The organism is Bacteroides sp. AM07-18, assembly GCF_003602695.1.
In the GTDB taxonomy this organism is placed as follows: domain Bacteria; phylum Bacteroidota; class Bacteroidia; order Bacteroidales; family Bacteroidaceae; genus Bacteroides; species Bacteroides uniformis.
The window spans coordinates 183,306-204,689 of sequence record NZ_QTLM01000001.1 but is presented as its reverse complement, the minus strand read 5'-3'; the positions used below and the strand labels follow the sequence as shown (position 1 = coordinate 204,689).

Below are 21,384 nucleotides of genomic sequence, written 5' to 3'. Positions count from 1 at the left end.
TCCCGGCATTAAAAGCCCTCCAAAAACTAAAGGCTGCGCAGTTCATTACGAACATTGCGCAGCCTTTAGTTTTATCTTTCGTTTCCGATTACTTCGCCACCTTTTCAAGCCATTTCAGCATGAACAGCATGGTGAACATGGAAATGCAGCACGCTACTACAAATACCGTCCACGTCATCCAGATAGGGATACTTTCGTAGAGGATAGCACCGATAACAAGCAACTGGTTACCAATGGCAGTAGCACCCAGCCAACCGCCCTGCATGATACCCTGGTATTTGGGAGGAGCCACCTTGGACACGAATGAAATGCCCAACGGAGATATGTACAACTCGGCAACGGTCAATATCAGATAAGTAACCATCAGCAACAGCGGAGTCACTTTCACCGGAGAGGTACCCAGAGCGATAATATCCTTGTGCATCGGCAAGTTGCTTACATAAGAACCGATAGCCATTATAAGGAAGCCAGTGGCAGCAATACCCATACCGATGGCAATCTTCCGCGGAGTGGAAGGCTCTTTACCTTTGGCACGCTGTGCTGCAAAGACAGCCATGATAACCGGCGTCAGAGACACCACGAAAATCGGATTCAAAGACTGGAACAGCTCAGCGGAAATAGCCATGCCGAACAAATTCAAATCTGTATATTCCTTGGCAAAATACGTCAGTGTCAACCCATTCTGATGGAACGAGAACCAGAAGAAAATTACCACACCGAATACGGCAAACAATGCATACATGCGCTGTCTTACCTCTTGTGCGCTCATCTCCACTATAGTGGCGTCGCCCGCTTTTGCAGCCACCTTCTTGCTGGGATCGGGGAATTTCTTTCTGTTGATGACGAAAATTACCAAAGAGAGAACCATAGCCAGGATAGCTACACCGAACGCATAGTGGAAACCGGTGGTAAACACGTTCAGATATTCATTGGCAAATACCGTCATATCCGTTACGGGCGTTCCGGAAATAGTGGCTTTGGCTGCCAGTGCACTATAAGTGTCCATAGCTTCGGGAGTCAGCGTTCCTGCCAGATGTCCGTGGCAAAGGGCAGGCAGGTCGGCATCATAATTGTAGCCGAATGTGGACAGCCACCAGTTACGTACGCCTACTGCGGCAAACGGAGCAAAGATGGCACCTACATTGATGAACATATAGAATAAGGAGAAACCGGAATCACGCATGCTGGAATATTGGGGATTGTCGTACATCTGCCCTACCAGCGCTTGAAGATTTCCCTTGAAAAGACCATTTCCGAAAGCAATGACAAACAAGGCCGCACAAGTAATCACCAAAAACAAGGTTTTATTGGCAACCGGTGTAGGAGACGGGATGGCAAGCATCAAGTAGCCTACCGCCATCAGGACAATACCGGCAAAAATGGTACCTTTGTAATTACGGGTTCTGTCGGCAATAATACCACCTATCAATGCAAGAATGTAAATAGAAAAATAAAATGTTGAGTAGATCAAACCTGCCTCTTTTCCATCCAGTCCGAACTTGGCTTGCAAAAAAAGTACAAGAATGGCCATCATGGTATAAAAGCCGAAACGCTCGCCCAAATTAGCAAAGGATGCGGCAATCAGACCTTTAGGGTGTTTGTTGAACATAAAAATTAGTTTTTAGAATTAGTAATTGGATTGATTTCTTGAATAATTCCTGCAAATATATAAATTCTATTGAATATTTCCTTATAAAATTAAAATATCTCGGCAGAAATAGAAGATTTATTCATTAAAAAGAACACAAACTTCTGCATGCACTTCTTTTACCAAATCCTTCGGGTCCAGTTTAAGCTGCAAACCGCGTTGTCCGGCACTGATATAGATATACGGAAACCGCAGGCACGTTTCATGGATATAGGTAGGGAAAGGCTTCTTCATGCCAATGGGCGAACAGCCTCCGCGGATGTAACCCGTCAGAGGTAAAAGTTCCTTAACCGGAATGAGGTCGCACTTCTTGTTGCCCGATGCCTTTGCCGCCAATTTTAAATCCACTTCGTGCTCACCCGGGATGACGCAGACAAAGTAACCGGATTTATCGCCGTGAAGAATCAGTGTCTTGAACACGCAGTTGATGTCCTCGCCCAAACTGGCGGCTACATGTACGGCGCTCAAATCGTTCTCATCCACCTCGTAGGGAATGAGTTCATAGGCTATCTTGGCTTTGTCGAGCAGCCGCGCTGCATTCGTCTTATTAATTTTCACCATAACAAGTTACAAAATTAGTAATTAGTAATTATCCCCCAGCTCTTCACGCAGGAATTTCGGAGTATAGCCTTTCTCGCTCTTCGCCACCTCTTCGGGTGTTCCGCAGGAGAGGAGTTCCCCTCCCCCCTTGCCACCTTCGGGACCCATATCGATGATGTAGTCCGCCATCTTGATGACATCGAGATTATGCTCTATGACGATGACGGTGTTTCCTTTGTCAACAAGTTTGTTCAGTACATTCATCAGTACGCGGATATCTTCAAAATGAAGTCCGGTGGTAGGTTCGTCGAGGATATAGAGTGTCTTGCCCGTATCACGCTTGGAGAGTTCCGTAGCCAACTTCACGCGCTGGCTCTCACCTCCGGAGAGCGTGGTGGAGGACTGTCCCAGCTTGATATAGCCCAATCCCACTTCCTGGATAACCTTAATCTTATTCAATATCTGAGGCACATTCTCGAAGAACTCCACCGCACGGTTGATAGTCATATCCAGCACATCGGCAATAGACTTGCCTTTAAAGCGCACTTCCAGCGTCTCGCGGTTATAGCGTTTGCCGTGGCACACCTCGCAAGGCACATACACATCCGGCAGGAAATTCATCTCAATACATTTGTAGCCGTTGCCCTGGCAAGCCTCGCAGCGTCCGCCACTGACGTTGAAGGAGAAGCGTCCCGGCTTATACCCGCGTATCTTCGCTTCGGGCAGGCCGACAAACAGATTGCGGATATCCGAGAACACACCCGTATAGGTGGCAGGATTGGAACGCGGCGTACGTCCCAAGGGAGACTGGTCCACATTCACCACTTTGTCTATATGCTCCAGTCCTTCAATGCTGTCATACTCCAAAGGGTCTTGAAGGGAGCGGTAGAACTTCTGCGAAAGAATAGGCTGCAACGTCTCGTTGATAAGCGTGGACTTGCCACTGCCAGACACACCAGTAACACAAATCAGCTTGCCCAACGGGAACTCCACATCCACATTCTTCAGATTATTGCCCCTGGCGCCTCGCAACCACAGGCTGTACCCATTGCCCTCGCGACGCTTGGCAGGTACCTCGATGGCACGTTCTCCATTCAGGTATTGGGAAGTCAGCGTATGCGTCCGGAGCATTTCTCGGGGAGTGCCGGCAAAGACGACATCCCCTCCCAGGCGACCGGCTTTCGGACCCATATCAATGACGTAATCGGCAGCCAGCATCATGTCCTTGTCATGCTCCACCACAATGACGGAGTTGCCAATGTCGCGCAGGTCCTTCAGGGAGTGTATCAAGCGCTGGTTGTCACGCTGGTGCAGGCCGATACTCGGCTCGTCCAATATATAGAGCACATTCACCAGCTGAGAGCCTATCTGCGTAGCCAGGCGGATACGCTGGCTCTCTCCACCGGACAGGCTGACGGAGCTGCGGTTCAGCGACAGATAATCCAGACCGACATCGAGCAGAAACTTGAGCCGCGTACGGATTTCCTTCAGAATTTCACCGGCAATCTGCTGCTGCTTGCTGCTGAGGTGCGGGTCTACGTTTGCCAGCCAGTCATACAGCTCATTGATGTCCATCGTGGACAATTCGTAGATGTTCTTGTCGTGGATGCGGAACGAAAGCGCTTCCTTGTTCAGCTTGGCGCCATGGCACTCCGGACAAACGGCAGTCTTGGCAAACTGGTCCGCCCACTTCTGCGCCGTGGCGGAAGCATCCTTCTCTTGCAACATCTGAATGTATTTGATGACACCCTCAAACGTCACGAAGTAGTCGGAAGAGGTGCCTATCAGCGAACTCTTTATCTTGATGCGCTCGTCCGAGCCGTAGAGCACCTCGTCCAGTGCATCCTCCGGCAGCTCCTTCACCGGAGTTTTCAGCGTTGCCTCATACTTCTCCAGCAAGGCGGTAATCTGCCAGAAAATCATGCTGTTCTTGGCTTTCCCCAAGGGTGCGATGGCACCTCCGGCGATGGAGAGCTCACAGTCGGGAATCACCTTGTCGATGTCAATCTGGCTCACCACCCCCAGCCCTTTGCACTTGGGGCATGCGCCCTGCGGGGAGTTGAAGGAGAAGTTGTGCGGTGCCGGTTCCCGATAGGACAAGCCCGTCACGGGACACATCAGCCGCTTGCTGTAATGGCGCACGCTGTCGGTCTGCGCATCAAGTATCATCAGCAGCCCGTCGCCCTGGCGCATGGCGGTGGCTACGCTGTTCTTCAGGCGCGTGTCGTCCTTATCTGCCACCACAAGCTTGTCTATCACTACCTCCACATCGTGGTTTTTGTAGCGGTCCAGCTTCATACCGGGCAGGGCTTCGCGCACCTCGCCGTCCACACGCACGTAGAGGTAGCCCTTCTTGCGCACCTGCTCGAAAAGCTCCTTGTAGTGTCCCTTACGCCCCCGCACCAGCGGGGCAAGGATGTAGATGCGCTTTCCTTTATAGTCTTTCAGAATGAGGTCCAGTATCTGCTCTTCGGTGTACTTCACCATCTTCTCGCCCGAGAGGTAGGAGTAGGCGTCGCCGGCGCGGGCATAGAGCAGACGCAGGTAGTCGTACACCTCGGTGGTGGTGCCCACAGTGGAGCGCGGATTCTTGTTCGTGGTTTTCTGCTCGATGGAGATAACCGGGCTCAGTCCCGTTATCTTGTCCACGTCCGGACGCTCCAAGTTTCCCAGGAAGTTGCGGGCGTATGCCGAAAAAGTCTCGATATAGCGGCGCTGCCCTTCGGCAAAGATGGTATCGAATGCCAGCGAGGACTTGCCGCTTCCGCTCAGTCCGGTAATCACCGTCAGGCTGTTACGGGGAATCTCGGCATCGATATTCTTGAGGTTGTGCACGCGCGCACCATATACATTGATATATTCAGTTTCTTCTTGCATGTTGATTTATCCTATCGTTTTAACTGCAAAAATAACTGTTTCCCCCCGAATATCAGCCGAAAAGCGCTATTTTTCAGTTTTGAAATGCACAATATTATTTCTTAACGCAATCCTTTGGCAGAAATGCCACAATATTCGTACCTTTGCAGCTACTTTGGGAAATTGTAAACATAAACCAACGATTACTGAATGAAAACGATTAACCGCATTATCTGCTCCCTGCTGCTTGCCGGCGCATGCACGCTGGGTGCAGTGGCACAAGAGAACCAATCTTATTTTCTGCATACCATCGAAAAAGGACAAAGTCTCTACTCTATCGCCAGCATGTACGGCGTCAGCCAGGCAGACATCATCAAACTGAATCCCGGCAGTGACGAGAAAATATTCATCGGACGCACGCTGCGCATCCCCCGCAGTGCCGCCAACGCACAAAAAGAAACATACCACACCATCGCATCCGGCGAGACCCTCTACAGGCTGACCGTGAAATACAATGTATCTGCCAAAGCCATCTGTGACGCCAACCCAGGACTGAGCGCCGAGAATTTCCGTATCGGACAAGTAATCCGTATCCCTTCCACAACCGAGATCCAAACCATGGTCCCGGCTGAGACACAAAGCAGCACTGTGGTTGCCAACAACAATATTCTCGGCCCTGTAGAGTCACGATGCCGTGACATGCATAAAGTGAAGCGGAAAGAAACCGTATTCAGCATCAGCCGCGAATACGGCATCAGCGAAGCCGAACTGATTGCCGCCAATCCGGAGCTGAAAGGCGAGAACAAAATAAAGAAGGGAACCTTCCTCTGCATTCCCTATCCCAAAGCACAGACGGAGCAGAGCACGCAGTTGCAAACCACGCCTACCGACAGCGAGCTGTTCCGCGAAAACAGAAAAGAGACAGAGCGTTTCAGCACCATCAAAGCTGCCGTCATCCTCCCCTTCCTGGACGGGGTATCAAAGAGCGAGTCTTCCCGTATGGTGGAATACTACGAAGGCCTGCTGATGGCCGTAGACAGTCTGAAACGTACCGGCACTTCCATTGACTTGTACACTTACAATTCTGGTCCCGAAAGTGCCTCGCTGAACTCCATCCTGGGCAAAAGCGAGATGAAGGACATGGACATCATCTTCGGGCCTCTGTACCAACAGCACATCAAACCTCTGGCCGAGTTTGCCAAGAAACAAAACACACGCCTGGTGATACCATTCACATCGAAAGACAACACGGTATTCCAGAATCCGGCGGTCTATCAGATAAATACCCCCCAATCCTATCTGTACTCCGAGGTGTACGACCACTTTGTGCGCCAGTTCCCCAATGCCAACGTCATCTTCATTGAAGCCAGCCAGGGCACCAAGGACAAGGCAGAATTCATCAAGGGACTGAAAGACGAACTGCGCAACCGTTCCATCCCGATGAAGAGCCTGAAAGAGGATGTCACCGTAGAATCCCTGAAAACAGTATTACGCACGGACCGTGAGAATATCTTTATCCCCACATCCGGCAGTAACCTAACATTGATTAAGATACTTCCCCAATTGACCTTATTGGTGCGCGAGCAACCCGAAAGCCGTATCCATCTGTTCGGCTATCCGGAATGGCAAACCTACACCAAAGACCACTTGGAAGCCTTCTTTGAACTGGACACCTATTTCTATTCCTCTTTCTATACCAACAACCTGCTGCCTGCCGCCATCAACTTCACCAAAAACTACCGCAGATGGTATGGTAAGGAGATGGACGAGCGCTATCCCAAATTCGGAATGCTGGGCTTCGATACCGGCTATTTCTTCCTGAAAGGACTTGCGCGCTATGGCTCTTCTTTCGAGAAGAACATGCAGGGACTGGATTTGATTCCCATCCAGACCGGCTTCAAGTTCCAACGGGTAAACAACTGGGGAGGCTTCATCAACAAGAAGGTGTTCTTCGTGCACTTCACCAAGAACTTTGAGCTGGTGAAGTTGGACTTTGATTAATGATTAATCATCTGATAATCCACTATATAACTATTAACTCGTAGCTTGTAGCTTGTAACTTATAACTTATAGCATGAACCTGAGAACAATCATCATATTCGCCCTGCTGATGTGTGCATGTATATTGCCCCTGCATGCGCAGGTGGGCGAGCAACGCCACAACTTCGCTGTGGGCGTCAATGGAGGCATCAATCTGAATAGCGTAAGCTTCTCTCCCTCTATCAAGCAGAAGAATCTGATGGGCATCAACGGTGGTGTGACAGCCCGATATATCTCCGAGAAATATTTCAGCATGATTTGCGGTGCACAAATCGAGCTGAACTTCTCGCAGCACGGTTGGGACGAGTACTATGAGGACTATCCCACACTGAGCTACACACGCACCATGAACTATGTGGAAATACCCTTCCTGGCACATCTGGCCTTCGGCAAGGACCGCGGTCTGCAATTCTTCATCCATGCCGGTCCGCAGATAGGCTTCCTGCTTGGCGACAGCGAAAAGATAGACGGCGACTGGGACGGCACTGTAGCAGACTCCTACACCAACATCACCGTGGAACAGCACGGCAAAGCCATAGACAACAAATTCGACTACGGCATTGCAGGTGGAGCAGGCATAGAACTACGCACCAAGGCAGGCAATTTCATTGTAGAAGGAAGATACTACTATGCTTTGTCCGATTTCTATGGCAGCACCAAGAAGGACTTTTTCTCGCGCTCCGCACACGGAGTCATTACGGCCAAGGTAACTTATCTCTTTGACTTGAAGAAGTAATGCTTATAGGAAACACCCGTTTCCACACGTAGGAACGACAATTTCCTCTAATGGGAACAGTATAATGGAAACGGCTGTACCCCCAAGCAGAAACAATACAAAAGGCAGACCACGTATCCCGAATGAAATACGTGGTCTGCCTTTTGTTATTATCAAGTAGATAAACCTTCTTATCTTCTTAAACGATCTGCAGCCTTCACCATCACCTCATCTTTGTAGATGGCACGGAAGGCCAGATAGTTGAGGATGATGGCTACCACCGGAAGGCAAAGCGCCCATCCCAACTGGAAAGTCATTGCATCCAAATCACCCTTCAAAATAAACATAAATACACAGAAGGCTATGTAGTAGCCTATCAGCAGAATGCTGCTGAAAATCGTCATGCGTATTTGCAACATACGGTTACGGAAAAGGAATATCGTACAGAAGGCAACAAGTGCACTGAGCAACAATATCCCGAACAAGCCCCAAGTAGACTGAAATCCTCCGTCGGCCAAAGCCACTCCCAGAGGTTTGAAAACATGTGCTGTCACTCCGTCCGCTCCGATGAACTGTCCTACAGGCATGCAAATTGCCACAACCAACAGGATAGTTACCAACAACAAATAAACAGATTGAATACGTTGTATCATTACTGTAATTTTTCTTTTTCCTTAGCCGGGTTACGATAGTAAATCTTACCCTCCACATACTCTTGCGTTGCAATCAATGTCGGCTTCGGCAGTTTTTCGTAATAGCGGGAAATCTCAATCTGTTCCCGGTTTTCGAACACTTCTTCCAAATTATCATTGTAAGAGGCAAACTCAGCAAGCTTTTTGGAAAGGTCATTCTTGATTTCCACACTAATCTGGTTGGCACGTTTTCCGATAATCGCTACGCTTTCGTATACATTACCGGTATCCTCACACAACTCCATCATATCACGGGTCACCGTAGTAGTAGGAGCATTTGTCTTTCTGTAATCCATAAATTTATCTATTGTATTATTATATTATTGCTCTTCACTTCCTTCTCCCAGCATTTTCTGTGCTTCCTTAAAGATTCGGTCGACTTCCTTCATATACTTACTTTCGGGGAACTCATTTTTAAAGGCATAACATTCATCCACCGCTTCACGGTAACGTTCGGCTCTTCTATCTTCCACACTATACACAGCCAACTCATACTTGGCACGCAAGATAAGAATGGATAAATCTTCACGTAGGTTGGTATAGGGATAATCCTTCAAAGCATTCTGCGCAGTGATAACGCAAGCCTGATAGTTGTTGCCCAGATAATTACCCATATTATAATAAAGTTTTGCAGACAGATACTCCTTCATCACCAGCTTGTCCTGCAAGGCAAATATCATGTTCTGCGCTTCTTCTTTCTTGGAGCTTTGCGGGAAGTATTCCATAAACATCTGCAACTGCTGGATGGCGCTATACGTACCGGATTGGTCCAAACGCGGCTCCGGAGTATCCAAATATAGAGCTTTACCGGCATGGAAACGTGCCAGTTCAGTGAATGTGCCGCGGGGATAAACGTTGTAGTATTGAATGAAAGTCTGCGCAGCAGTCTGATAATCCTTTTGGTTATAGTAACTCATGCCCAGCATATAGAGGGATTCCTCCGCCTTATCAGTACCTTTGAGAATGGCAATCAATTCATTGAGCAAAGTAGCAGCACGGTTGTACTGGCCTTTTGCGAAGTAATTTTTTGCCGCTTCGTACTTGTATTCGTAATCTGTGCTTTTCAGCAATTTGTTGTATTCTCCACACGAGGAGAGCAGCAATGCTGCAAGCAGAGTTATTAGGATGTTCTTCTTCATTACTTTTGTTCAAATAATGCGCAAAGATAGAGGTTCGCATCGAATAAAGCAACGATACGAGCCTTAATTTTTCAAAAACCAGACGAACGGGCAGGAATTAGGGATGAATGGTGAAGGATTAGGGATTAGTGACTGTGCTATCAACTGCATAGTCCTCATCCCTAATCCTTCCTCCCTAATCCTTCGTTTTCACAGTTTATAGAGTTCGCTTGCCGCCAGCAAATCGACCTTTTTTTCTGTCAATACACGGATACAGTTATCCATGTCGTTGGGACGGATGATGACATTGGCCGTTTCACCATTGGCAAAGGAATACATGTACTCGATGAACACGCCTTCATCGGAGAGGAAACGGAGCACTTTCGCCAATGAGCCGGGGATATTGGGACAACTGATGCCTACCACATCCGTTACGTTCACAGCGAAGTGATTATTTTTCAAAGCCTTATATGCTTTATCCGGTTCGGAAACAATGCCACGAAGGATACCGAAATCGGCATTCTCTGCAATACATAGAGCAGAAAGGTTGACACCTTCTTTTGCAAGAACTTCAGTCACCTCTGTGAGGCGGCCGGACTTGTTCTCCAGAAAAATGGAAAGTTGTTTTGCTACCATAGGTTCATTTACTATTTGACAATTTACAATTTACAATTTGGCAATTACAATTTGCGGTTGTCGATGACGCGCTTGGCTTTGCCTACGCTGCGCTCAATACTGCGTGGTTCTACCAGACGAACATCTACACCGAGACCGAGTACGCTCTGCAGGCGGGCTACGAGCTTCTTCTTCAAAGCCAGCATCTTGTTGATTTCGTCGGAATAGTATTCAGGACGAACCTCAACCTGCAACTCCATGGTATCGGTATTGTTCTTGCGGTCTACCAGCAAGAGGTAGTGAGGCTCGAACTCCGGCATTTCGAGGATGACGGACTCTATCTGAGTGGGGAACACGTTGACACCACGGATAATCAGCATGTCATCGCTACGTCCCAAGATGCGGTCCATACGAACCAGTGTACGTCCGCAGGAGCACTTATCGTAGTGCAGGGCGGTGAGGTCCTTGGTACGGTAGCGCAACAGCGGCATCCCCTCTTTGGTAAGGTGAGTGAACACCAATTCGCCGGTCTGACCAGGAGCAACCGGCTCGAGGGTCTTCGGGTCTACAATCTCGGGGAAGTAATGGTCTTCATTGAGGTGGGTACCGTGCTGGCACTCGCATTCGTAACCTACACCGGGACCGGCAATCTCACTAAGCCCATAAATATCAAATGCCTTGATACCCAGCTTGGTTTCAATATCCCGACGCATACTTTCGGTCCATGGCTCGGCGCCGAAGGCTCCCACTTTCAACTTAAACTCTTCACGGGGAAGACCGGAGTCTTTGATGGCATCTGCCAGATAGAGGGCGTATGAGGGCGTGCAGCAAAGTACGGTAGAACCGAAATCATGCATCAGTGTAATCTGCTTCTCCGTATTGCCGCTGGACATCGGGATGACGGAAGCGCCGATATTCTCGGCACCGGCATGCGCACCCAGTCCGCCGGTAAAAAGTCCGTAACCGTAGGACACCTGGAAAATATCCGAGCTACCGGCACCATAGGCGGTAAAGGCCCGTGAAAGGCATTCGGACCATGCTGAAAGGTCTTTTCGGGTATAGCCTACCACAGTGGGTTTTCCGGTTGTGCCGGAAGAGGCATGAATACGCACAATCTGGCTCATAGGTACGGCACAGAGGCCGAAGGGATAATTGTCCCGCAAGTCGTACTTGGTAGTAAAAGGCAGTTTTACAATATCATCTATACTGTTTATGTCATCGGGAGTAACTCCCAGTTCCTGCATTTTCTTACGATAAAAAGGAGTGTCATGATACACACGCTCCACAGTCTTTTTGAGACGAATGCTCTGGATTTTACGAAGGCTTTCGCGATCCATGCATTCGATGCTTTCATTCCAAATCATGTTCTTCGTTGTATTACAATTATTAATGGTTGTTATCAATATAGCTGCAAAGTAAACAAAAAAATTTTGTTTATCTCAAAGATTTTACCGAATATTGCCACTCCTAAGAAGAGAAAATGAACAAATTCGAACTGACATCCGCTTACCAGCCCACCGGTGACCAGCCGGAGGCCATCGCACAGCTGACCGAGGGCGTGCGCGAGGGACTTCCCGCACAGACACTGCTCGGTGTCACCGGGTCCGGAAAGACATTCACCATAGCCAACGTCATCGCCAACATCAACAAGCCAACGCTGATATTGAGCCACAACAAGACGCTGGCTGCCCAGTTGTACAGCGAGTTCAAGGGATTCTTCCCGAACAATGCCGTGGAATACTATGTGTCCTACTACGACTACTATCAGCCCGAAGCCTACCTGCCATCATCGGACACCTATATAGAAAAAGACCTCGCCATCAACGACGAGATAGACAAGTTGCGCCTTGCCGCCACCTCTGCCCTGCTTTCGGGCAGGAAAGATGTAGTGGTGGTATCCTCCGTTTCGTGCATATACGGCATGGGGAATCCGGCGGACTTCTACAACAACGTCATCGAAGTACAGCAAGGCAAGAATTTCAGTCGCAATGTCTTCCTGCGATGCCTGGTGGACAGTCTTTACGTACGCAACGACATTGACCTGAACCGCGGCAATTTCCGCGTGAAAGGCGATACGGTGGACATTTATCTGGCTTACGCCGACAACCTGCTGCGCGTCACCTTTTGGGGAGACGAGGTGGACAGCATTGAAGAGGTAGACCCTCTGAGCGGCGTAACTGTTGCCAAGTTCGACGCTTATAAGATTTATCCCGCCAACCTCTTCATGACCACCAAAGAAGCCACGTTGCGTGCCATCCACGAAATAGAGGACGACCTTCACAAGCAGGTGCAATGGTTTGAAAACGAAGGTCGCCCATTCGAAGCCAAACGCTTGCAGGAACGGGTGACCTACGATATGGAAATGATACGCGAATTGGGACATTGCTCCGGCATTGAGAATTATTCGCGCTACTTTGACGGGCGTGCTGCCGGTACCCGCCCCTACTGCCTGCTGGACTTCTTTCCCGAAGATTTCCTGATAGTCATTGACGAAAGCCACGTCAGCGTCCCGCAGATACGTGCCATGTACGGAGGTGACCGCGCCCGCAAGATAAACCTGGTGGAGTACGGATTCCGGCTGCCGGCAGCCATGGACAACCGCCCGCTGAAATTCGATGAATTCGAAGAGATGGCCAAACAAGTGATTTACGTCAGCGCCACACCGGCAGATTACGAACTGATGAAATCCGAAGGCATCGTAGTAGAGCAGGTCATCCGTCCGACCGGGCTCTTGGACCCTATCATCCAGGTACGTCCCAGCCACAACCAGATAGACGACCTGATGGAAGAGATACAGCTGCGCATCGAGAAGAACGAGCGAACTCTCGTCACCACCCTCACCAAACGAATGGCTGAAGAACTGACGGAATATCTGCTGAACAACAACGTGAAGTGTAATTATATCCACAGCGACGTAGACACTTTGGAACGTGTGAAAATTATGGGTGACTTGCGCGAGGGCGTTTACGATGTACTTGTCGGTGTCAACCTGCTGCGTGAAGGACTCGACCTGCCTGAAGTCTCTCTCGTTGCCATTCTCGATGCAGACAAGGAAGGTTTCCTTCGTTCCCACCGCTCACTGACACAGACTGCCGGACGTGCCGCCCGTAACGTGAACGGTATGGTCATCATGTATGCCGACAAAATAACGGACAGCATGCAACTGACCATCGACGAGACCAACCGCCGTCGCGAGAAGCAGTTGAAGTACAACGAAGAGCACGGCATCACGCCACAGCAAATCAAGAAAGCAAAGAACCTCAATGTGTTTGCCACCAACGAGGCTTCCGGCGAAGCCGTCCTCAGCAGCGAGAAGTTCACTTCCAGCACTCCCCGCCCCTATGTGGAACAAGAAAGTACATCTACGATGGCTGCCGACCCTATAGTACAGTACATGAGCCGCAAGCAACTGGAAAAGAGTATTGAACGTACCAAGAAGCTTATGCAGGAGGCTGCCAAGAAACTCGATTTTATCGAAGCCGCACAGTATCGGGACGAGGTGCTGAAGATGGAGGAATTGCTGAAAGAAAAAGACGAGTAAGGGATTTCACCTCTTTTTCTCAAACTATACTCCCCTCCTTTTGTTATTCTATGAAACAGAGTATTAATTCATAAAGACAAAAGCGAGATGAATAAACCAATAAAGACAATAGCTGTTGCACTGGCTGCCATAGCCTCCATGAGTGTGCAACAAACAGAAGCGTGTACCCGAGCCACCTACATCGGTCCTGACAATACAGTCATTACAGGACGTACGATGGACTGGAAAGAAGACCTTATGAGTAACATCTATGTATTCCCAAGAGGCATGCAAAGGGCAGGCTACAACAAAGGGAATACAGTGAACTGGACTTCCAAGTACGGTAGCGTCATTGCCGCCGGTTATGACATAGGTACCTGCGACGGTATGAACGAGAAAGGTCTGGTTGCCAGCCTGCTCTTCCTTCCGGAGTCCGTTTACCACCGCCCGGGAGACAACCGCCCGATTATGGGCATCAGTATCTGGACGCAATACGTACTCGACAATTTTGCAACCGTACGCGAAGCTGTGGATGAACTGAAAAAAGAATCCTTCCGCATTGATGCACCAGACCTGCCCAACGGAGCCGCTTCCACCCTGCATCTGGCCATCACAGATGAAACCGGAAACACGGCTATCCTGGAATACATAGACGGAAACCTTGAGATACATGAAGGCAAGCAGTATCAAGTAATGACCAACTCTCCCAAATATGAACTCCAGCTGGCTATCAACGACTATTGGAAAGAGGTAGGCGGACTGAATATGTTGCCGGGAACCAACCGCTCCAGTGACCGCTTTGTACGCGCATCGTTCTACATCAATGCCATTCCGCAAACAGCGGATGCAAAGATTGCTGTACCCAGTGTATTGAGCGTAATGCGCAATGTTTCTGTACCGTTCGGTATCACCACACCGGACAAGCCCCATATCTCCTCCACCCGTTGGCGTTCTGTATCCGACCAGAAGAACAAAGTATATTATTTTGAGTCCACACTGACCCCTAACTTGTTCTGGCTCGACTTGAAGAAAATCGATTTTAGCCCGAATGCAGGAATCAAGAAACTCTCACTGACAAACGGAGAAATCTATGCCGGAGATGCCATAAAGGATTTGAAAGACAGCAAAGGATTTGTATTTCTTTTCCAGACGCCGGTAATGTAGCACAGCCCCTACACATAGCCCCTCAATAATGGATGCTTCCCACTTCTTTCTATAAGAGAAAGCAGGGAAGCATTTATTTTTCTCATTATTTTTGTGTACGTTTGCAGATACATACTCAATGCAGCAATTTACATGGAATTATTAGTATACAAAGCCTCTGCCGGCTCAGGCAAGACCTTTACGCTGGCTGTGGAATACATCAAGCATTTGATAATCAATCCACGCGCCTACCGGCAGATACTTGCCGTAACCTTCACCAACAAGGCTACGGCAGAGATGAAGGAGCGCATACTGACACAGCTTTACGGTATCTGGAAGGGAGCACCTTCTTCCGAAGCATACTTGGAGAGAATTAAAAATTATAAATTAAAAATTAAAGAAGAAGGCGGGGACAGATTGACGGACGGGGAGATTCGTCAACGGGCCGGCATGGCACTGCAATACATGCTGCATGACTACAGCCGTTTCCGCGTGGAAACCATCGACTCCTTTTTTCAATCTGTGATGCGCAACCTTGCCCGCGAACTGGAACTGAGTCCTAACCTGAACATAGAGCTGAACAACAGTGAAGTGCTGAGTGATGCCGTAGACAGCCTCATCGAGAAGCTTACCCCCACTTCTCCCGTGCTGGCATGGCTCCTGGACTACATCGACGAGCGCATCCGCGACGACAAACGCTGGAACGTATCGAATGAGGTGAAAAGTTTCGGACGAAACATCTTCGATGAAAGCTACATAGAACGCGGCGAAAAACTACGGCAATGCCTTCGTACTCCGAACACGTTGAAACTCTACCGGGATGTGCTGCGCGATATGGAAACCGAGGCTCTGGAACAGATGAAAAGTTTCTACGACCAGTTTGAAGGCGAACTGGAAGGGCATGCCCTCACTCCCGAAGACTTGAAAGGAGGTGCCCGAGGCATCGGCAGTTACTTCCGCAAACTGCGCGACGGCAGACTGTCTGACAAAGATGTGCTGAACGCCACCCTGCAAAACAGCCTGGCAGATGCAAAAAACTGGGCAACGAAAACATCCTCACGGAAGGACGACATCATCTGTCTGGCAAAAACCAGCCTGATACCTCTACTGCAGGAAGCCGAAAGAATGCGTCCGCAACGCAACCGCACCCTGAACAGTTGCCGTCTCTCGCTCCAGCATCTCAACAAACTACAACTCCTCAACCATATTGACGAAGAGGTACGTACACTGAACCGAGAACATAACCGCTTTCTACTTTCGGACACCAACGCCCTGCTGCACAAATTGGTGCGCGAGGGTGACTCTTCGTTCGTCTTCGAGAAAATCGGCGCCAACATACGCAACGTCATGATTGACGAATTCCAGGACACCAGCCGCATGCAATGGGACAACTTCCGTCTGCTGTTGCTCGAAGGACTTTCGCAAGGAGCCGACAGTCTGATTGTGGGAGATGTGAAGCAGTCCATCTACCGCTGGCGGAACGGGGACTGGGGAATACTGAACAGCTTGGGAAATAAAGAATTAAACTTAAACTCCTTCCCCGTCCGTGTGGAAACCCTAAAAACAAACCGGCGTAGCGAAACCAACATTATCCGTTTCAACAACCAGGTATTTACCGCTGCCATAGACTACCTCAATGCATTACACCTGAACGAACTGAAAGAGGATTGCCTACCCCTGAAACGCGCTTATGCCGACGTAGTGCAGGAATCGCCCAAGAGCACGGAGTACGGCTACGTAAAAGCCACCTTCCTGGAACCGGACGATGAACACAACTATACAGAGCAGACCCTTCTCGCTTTAGGAGAAGAGGTGCAACGGCTGCTGGAAGAGGGCGTAACACTGAATGATATCACCATCCTTGTCCGCAAGAACAAGAATATCCCGCCGATAGCCGACTATTTTGACAAAGAACTGCATCTTTCTGTCGTGTCCGACGAAGCTTTCCGTCTGGATGCCTCCCTTGCCATCTGCATGCTGATGGATGCCCTGCGCTGCCTATCGAATCCGGAGAACAAGATTGCGGAGGCTGCGCTGATGAAGAATTACAAATTACAAATGACAAATGACGAGCAGTCGGGATTCATCATAGCCACTCCCCTGCCCGAAACCTTTACCTCCCGACGGGAAACGCTGCGCTTGATGCCTTTGTATGAGTTACTGGAAGAACTGTTCAGCATCTTCGGCATGAGCCGCATTGAAAAGCAGGATGCCTACCTCTTCTCCTTCTTCGATGCTGTGACGGAGTATCTGCAAAGCAATTCTTCCGAACTGGCCAGCTTCATCCGCTACTGGGACGAAACCCTTTGCAGCAAAACCATCCCCAGCGGTGAGATGGACGGCATACGCATCCTCTCCATCCACAAGTCCAAAGGACTGGAATTCCATACCGTACTGATTCCCTTCTGCGACTGGAAGCTGGAGAACGAAACCAACAACCAGCTGGTGTGGTGCGCCCCACCGGAAGAGCCTTATAATGCCATCAGCTTAGTACCGGTGAACTATTCCACCACCATGGCGGAATCCATATATCGGCAGGACTATCTGCACGAACGTCTTCAGCTGTGGGTAGACAATCTGAATCTGCTGTACGTGGCCTTTACCCGTGCCGGCAAGAACCTCATCCTCTGGAGCCGGAAGGAACAGAAGGGAACCATATCCGAACTCCTTGCCAACACCCTGCCCCACATAGCCAAAGACGGAGCAGGCAGTTGGGACGAAGAGGCTTCCATATATGAGAACGGCAAGATTTGCCCTTCCCCCGTCCCCGTCTCACAGCATGACGCAGACAACCCTGCTAACGACGAAGCTAAACCTCTATACTACGAACAGAAACCTCTATACTGCGAACGTAAACCTGAGGTTTACGAACAGCAACCAGTCAACAGACTTTCGCAAAAGCCGGTCAAACTGCCCGTCCACATGGAGAGCATGCTCCACGACATCGAGTTCCGGCAATCCAACCGTTCGGCAGACTTCATAGCAGGAGTGGACGAAGCAGAGTCCAGCCAGCGCTTCATCAACCGGGGACGTTTGCTGCATACCCTATTCTCTGCCATCGAAACGGAAAAAGACATTGACAATGCCATCAGCCAGCTCGTCTTTGAAGGTGTGATTGGACGGAGTGAGACGGAAGAAGAAATACGCAATCTCACCCAACGCGCTTTCTCCCTGCCTCAAGTCAAGGACTGGTATTCAGGAACGTGGCAGCTATTCAATGAATGCGACATCATCTGGCAGGAAAACGGTGAACTGCGGACACGCCGCCCGGACCGCGTGATGATGCGTGGCGAAGAAATCGTAGTGGTGGACTTCAAGTTCGGAAAGCCAAACAAGAAGTACAACAAGCAGGTGCAGGGATACATGCAACTGCTGGTCCGCATGGGGTATGTCGCAGAAAATATACGGGGTTACTTGTGGTATGTAGAGGAGAACAACATAGAACCGGTATAACTCACTCCCCATCCACTATTAATTATCAATTATCAACTAAATCATGGAAACATTCCTCCAACTGGTCGCCCGCGACCTTTACGCCAAAATAGGAAACGACCTCTCGCGCACCGCCATCGTTTTCCCCAACAAACGTGCCAGTCTGTTCTTCAACGAATATCTGGCAACTGAAACGGACCGCCCTTTGTGGTCGCCTGCCTACGTCAGCATCAGCGAACTGTTCCGGCAACTCTCTCCATTGAAGTCCGGTGACCCTATCCGTCTGGTATGCGAATTGTATAAGGTATTCCGCGAAGAGACCCGCAGCGAAGAAACTCTGGATGACTTCTACTTCTGGGGAGAACTGCTCATCAGCGATTTCGATGACGTAGACAAAAACCTTGTAGATGCCGACAAACTCTTCAGCAACCTGCAAGAACTGAAGAACATTATGGACAATTACGACTTCCTCGACCAAGAACAAGAAGAAGCCATCCGCCAGTTCTTCCAGAACTTTTCCATAGAAAAGCGCACGGAGCTGAAAGCCAAATTCATCTCCCTCTGGGATAAACTGGGCGACATCTACCGCCACTACCGCCGCAATCTTACAGAACTGGGCATCGCCTACGAAGGCATGATGTACCGCAATGTCATGGAGCAACTCGACACCGACCGACTGCGCTACGACCGCTATGTATTTGTCGGCTTCAACGTGCTAAATAGAGTAGAAACCCGTTTCTTCCAGCTCTTGCAGGATGCCGGGAAAGCAATGTTCTATTGGGATTACGACGTGTTCTACACCCGTCTTCCCCTTGAGCAAAAGCCGCCCTATACCCACGAAGCAGGCGAATTCATCCTCCGCAACCTAAAGCTGTTTCCCAACCAACTGCCCGAAACTTCTTTTGATGTACTGCGGAAACCCAAGAACGTACGCTTTATCTCCGCTTCTACCGAAAATGCACAAGCCCGCTACTTGCCGCAATGGATTAGGGGGAATGAAGAATTAAGAACCCCTTCTTCATTCAAAGACACTGCCGTTGTCCTTTGCAACGAATCCCTACTGCTTCCCGTCCTCCACTCCATTCCGGCAGAGGTAAAGAACGTCAACATCACAATGGGATTTCCCCTTGCCCAAACTCCGGTGTACAGTTTTATCAACGCCCTTGTAGAGCTACAGACTACCGGCTACCATGCAGGTACCGGACGATACATCTACGAAACCGTAATCACGCTGCTGAAACACCCTTACACCCGGCAACTTTCCCCCAATGCCGAAACACTGGAAAAACAGCTTACCCGGGACAACCGCTTCTATCCCCTTCCCTCGGAGCTGAAGCAGGACGCATTCCTTGAACAAGTCTTTACACCACAGAACGGCATCGCCGCCCTATGCAGCTACCTCACCGAACTGCTTCGCGAAGTGGCCGTCCTCTACCGCCAGGAAAAAGACGTGGAAGACATCTTCAACCAGCTGTACCGCGAGTCTCTGTTCAAAAGCTACACCCTCGTCAACCGCCTGCTCAGCCTGATAGAGACCGGCGAATTGAGTGGTGTGCGCACAGACACGCTGAAGCGACTGCTGAACCGCTTGCTTACCTCTGCCAACATTCCCTTCCACGGAGAACCCGCCATCGGCATGCAAGTAATGGGGGTGCTGGAAACGCGTAACCTCGATTTCCGTAACCTCATCATGCTCTCCCTCAACGAAGGGCAATTGCCCAAAGCCGGAGGCGACTCCTCCTTCATTCCCTACAACCTGAGGAAGGCCTTCGGCATGACCACCATAGAACACAAGAATGCCGTCTATGCCTACTACTTCTACCGCCTCATCCAACGGGCAGAAAACGTCACCTTATTATATAACATCTCTTCGGACGGACTGAACCGCGGGGAGATGTCCCGCTTCATGCTGCAATTCCTGGTAGAGTCGCCGCACAACATCTCCCTTGAGTACCTTGAAGCCGGACAATCTCCACAACAAGCCCTGGAAATTGAGATTCACAAGACACCGGAGATGTTGCAACAGATGTTCGACGCCTACGACATCCACCGACGTCCCAAAGCGTTCTTCTCCCCCTCTGCCCTCAATGCCTATCTGGACTGCCGGCTGAAATTCTACTACCGATACGTAGCCGGCCTGAAGGCTCTCGATGAAGTAAGCGCCGAAATAGACTCCACCCTCTTCGGCACCATCTTCCACCGTTCTGCCGAACTGGTGTACAACGAACTGACAACCAACGGACGGGAAATACGTAAAGAAGACCTGGAACAGTTACTGAAAGACGATGTCCGCCTGCAAGCCTATGTGGACAATGCTTTTAAAGAAAAGTTCTTCCATGTGCCCCTTACGGAGCAACCGGAATATAACGGTACGCAGCTTATCCATTCCAAAGTCATTGCCTCTTACCTGCGCCAGCTTCTGCGCAATGACCTGCAATATGCCCCGTTCCGTATGGAGGGTATGGAACAGGACGTCAGAGAAATGATGGAAATAGATACTCCGCAAGGAAAGCTTGCCTTACAGATAGGCGGTACCATCGACCGCCTGGACAGCAAAGGAGACACGCTACGTATCGTGGACTACAAGACAGGCGGTACTCCCAAGACTCCTGAAAATATAGAACAACTGTTTACTCCCGCCGACAACCGTCCCAACTATATTTTCCAGACGTTTCTGTACGCCGCCATCCTCTGCCGCAAGCAATCGCTGAAGGTAGCCCCTTCCCTACTTTACATCCACCGGGCAGCTTCCGAAAGCTACTCCCCGGTCATCGAAATGGGAGCGCCGCGACAACCCAAGGTACCGGTCAACAACTTCGCTTTCTTCGAAGACGAGTTTCGCGAACGGCTGCACGGACTCCTGCAGGAGATATTCAGCCAAGAAGAAACATTCAGCCAAACAGAGGATACCCGGAAATGTGAATATTGCGATTTCCGCAGTCTGTGTAAGAGATAAAAAAACAGACCATCCGTTCATAAGAAACAGATGGTCTGCACGACCGTAACAGACGGTCTATTTGAGTCTGACGGATGGTCTGTTTTACTTCAACGGACCATCCGTTCTA

14 protein-coding genes are annotated in these 21,384 nt (G+C 49.7%); 6 read left to right on the top strand and 8 right to left on the bottom strand.

The window, feature by feature from the left end:
* Nucleotides 1-88: 88 nt before the first annotated feature.
* The 3 genes from DW096_RS00935 to uvrA all read right to left on the bottom strand — a co-directional run bounded on the left by DW096_RS00935 (nucleotide 89) and on the right by uvrA (nucleotide 5,065).
* A complete protein-coding gene (locus DW096_RS00935) occupies nucleotides 89-1,609 on the bottom strand; it encodes a peptide MFS transporter (RefSeq protein WP_118930827.1) in 1,521 nt (506 codons plus the stop codon).
* 117 nt (nucleotides 1,610-1,726) lie between these two features.
* Entirely contained in the window at nucleotides 1,727-2,206 is a 480-nt protein-coding gene (gene ybaK / locus DW096_RS00930) for a Cys-tRNA(Pro) deacylase (RefSeq protein WP_034523398.1), read from the bottom strand.
* A 24-nt stretch (nucleotides 2,207-2,230) separates the two neighbouring features.
* Nucleotides 2,231-5,065, bottom strand: a complete 2,835-nt coding sequence (gene uvrA / locus DW096_RS00925) for an excinuclease ABC subunit UvrA (RefSeq protein WP_120028634.1) — start codon at nucleotides 5,063-5,065, stop codon at nucleotides 2,231-2,233.
* Nucleotides 5,066-5,254: 189 nt separating this feature from the next.
* Between uvrA and DW096_RS00915 the strand changes: the two genes are divergently transcribed.
* On the top strand, nucleotides 5,255-7,045 hold the full coding sequence (locus DW096_RS00915) for a LysM peptidoglycan-binding domain-containing protein (RefSeq protein ID WP_120028633.1): 1,791 nt from the start codon (nucleotides 5,255-5,257) through the stop codon (nucleotides 7,043-7,045).
* 73 nt (nucleotides 7,046-7,118) lie between these two features.
* Entirely contained in the window at nucleotides 7,119-7,820 is a 702-nt protein-coding gene (locus DW096_RS00910) for a porin family protein (RefSeq protein WP_016273570.1), read from the top strand.
* A 170-nt stretch (nucleotides 7,821-7,990) separates the two neighbouring features.
* Here DW096_RS00910 and DW096_RS00905 read toward each other — a convergent pair whose 3' ends face one another.
* From DW096_RS00905 to DW096_RS00885, 5 genes are all read right to left on the bottom strand, one after another.
* Nucleotides 7,991-8,452, bottom strand: a complete 462-nt coding sequence (locus DW096_RS00905) for a DUF4293 domain-containing protein (protein ID WP_005825355.1) — start codon at nucleotides 8,450-8,452, stop codon at nucleotides 7,991-7,993.
* A complete protein-coding gene (locus tag DW096_RS00900; RefSeq protein ID WP_005825356.1) occupies nucleotides 8,452-8,787 on the bottom strand; it encodes a DNA-directed RNA polymerase subunit omega in 336 nt (111 codons plus the stop codon). The genes DW096_RS00905 and DW096_RS00900 overlap by 1 nt, the downstream gene beginning before the upstream one ends.
* A 24-nt stretch (nucleotides 8,788-8,811) precedes the next feature.
* A complete protein-coding gene (locus DW096_RS00895) occupies nucleotides 8,812-9,630 on the bottom strand; it encodes an outer membrane protein assembly factor BamD (RefSeq protein ID WP_005825357.1) in 819 nt (272 codons plus the stop codon).
* 189 nt (nucleotides 9,631-9,819) lie between these two features.
* Nucleotides 9,820-10,245, bottom strand: a complete 426-nt coding sequence (locus tag DW096_RS00890) for an amino acid-binding protein (RefSeq protein WP_061411883.1) — start codon at nucleotides 10,243-10,245, stop codon at nucleotides 9,820-9,822.
* 44 nt (nucleotides 10,246-10,289) lie between these two features.
* The gene (locus tag DW096_RS00885) at nucleotides 10,290-11,588 is read right to left on the bottom strand and encodes a phenylacetate--CoA ligase family protein (RefSeq protein ID WP_057087770.1); all 1,299 of its coding nucleotides are present in this window, start codon (nucleotides 11,586-11,588) and stop codon (nucleotides 10,290-10,292) included.
* A 116-nt stretch (nucleotides 11,589-11,704) separates the two neighbouring features.
* On the opposite strand from DW096_RS00885, the gene uvrB reads away from it, so the two are divergent.
* From uvrB to DW096_RS00860, 4 genes are all read left to right on the top strand, one after another.
* Complete coding sequence (uvrB, locus tag DW096_RS00875; protein WP_117962377.1) at nucleotides 11,705-13,765, top strand: excinuclease ABC subunit UvrB; 2,061 nt, start codon at nucleotides 11,705-11,707, stop codon at nucleotides 13,763-13,765.
* A gap of 87 nt (nucleotides 13,766-13,852) precedes the next feature.
* Entirely contained in the window at nucleotides 13,853-14,908 is a 1,056-nt protein-coding gene (locus DW096_RS00870; RefSeq protein ID WP_044467629.1) for a linear amide C-N hydrolase, read from the top strand.
* A gap of 132 nt (nucleotides 14,909-15,040) precedes the next feature.
* On the top strand, nucleotides 15,041-18,340 hold the full coding sequence (locus DW096_RS00865) for an exodeoxyribonuclease V subunit beta (protein ID WP_117962376.1): 3,300 nt from the start codon (nucleotides 15,041-15,043) through the stop codon (nucleotides 18,338-18,340).
* Between the two features lie 43 nt (nucleotides 18,341-18,383).
* Nucleotides 18,384-21,275, top strand: coding sequence for a PD-(D/E)XK nuclease family protein (locus tag DW096_RS00860; protein WP_005836564.1), 2,892 nt, complete (start codon nucleotides 18,384-18,386; stop codon nucleotides 21,273-21,275).
* Nucleotides 21,276-21,384: the final 109 nt, after the last annotated feature.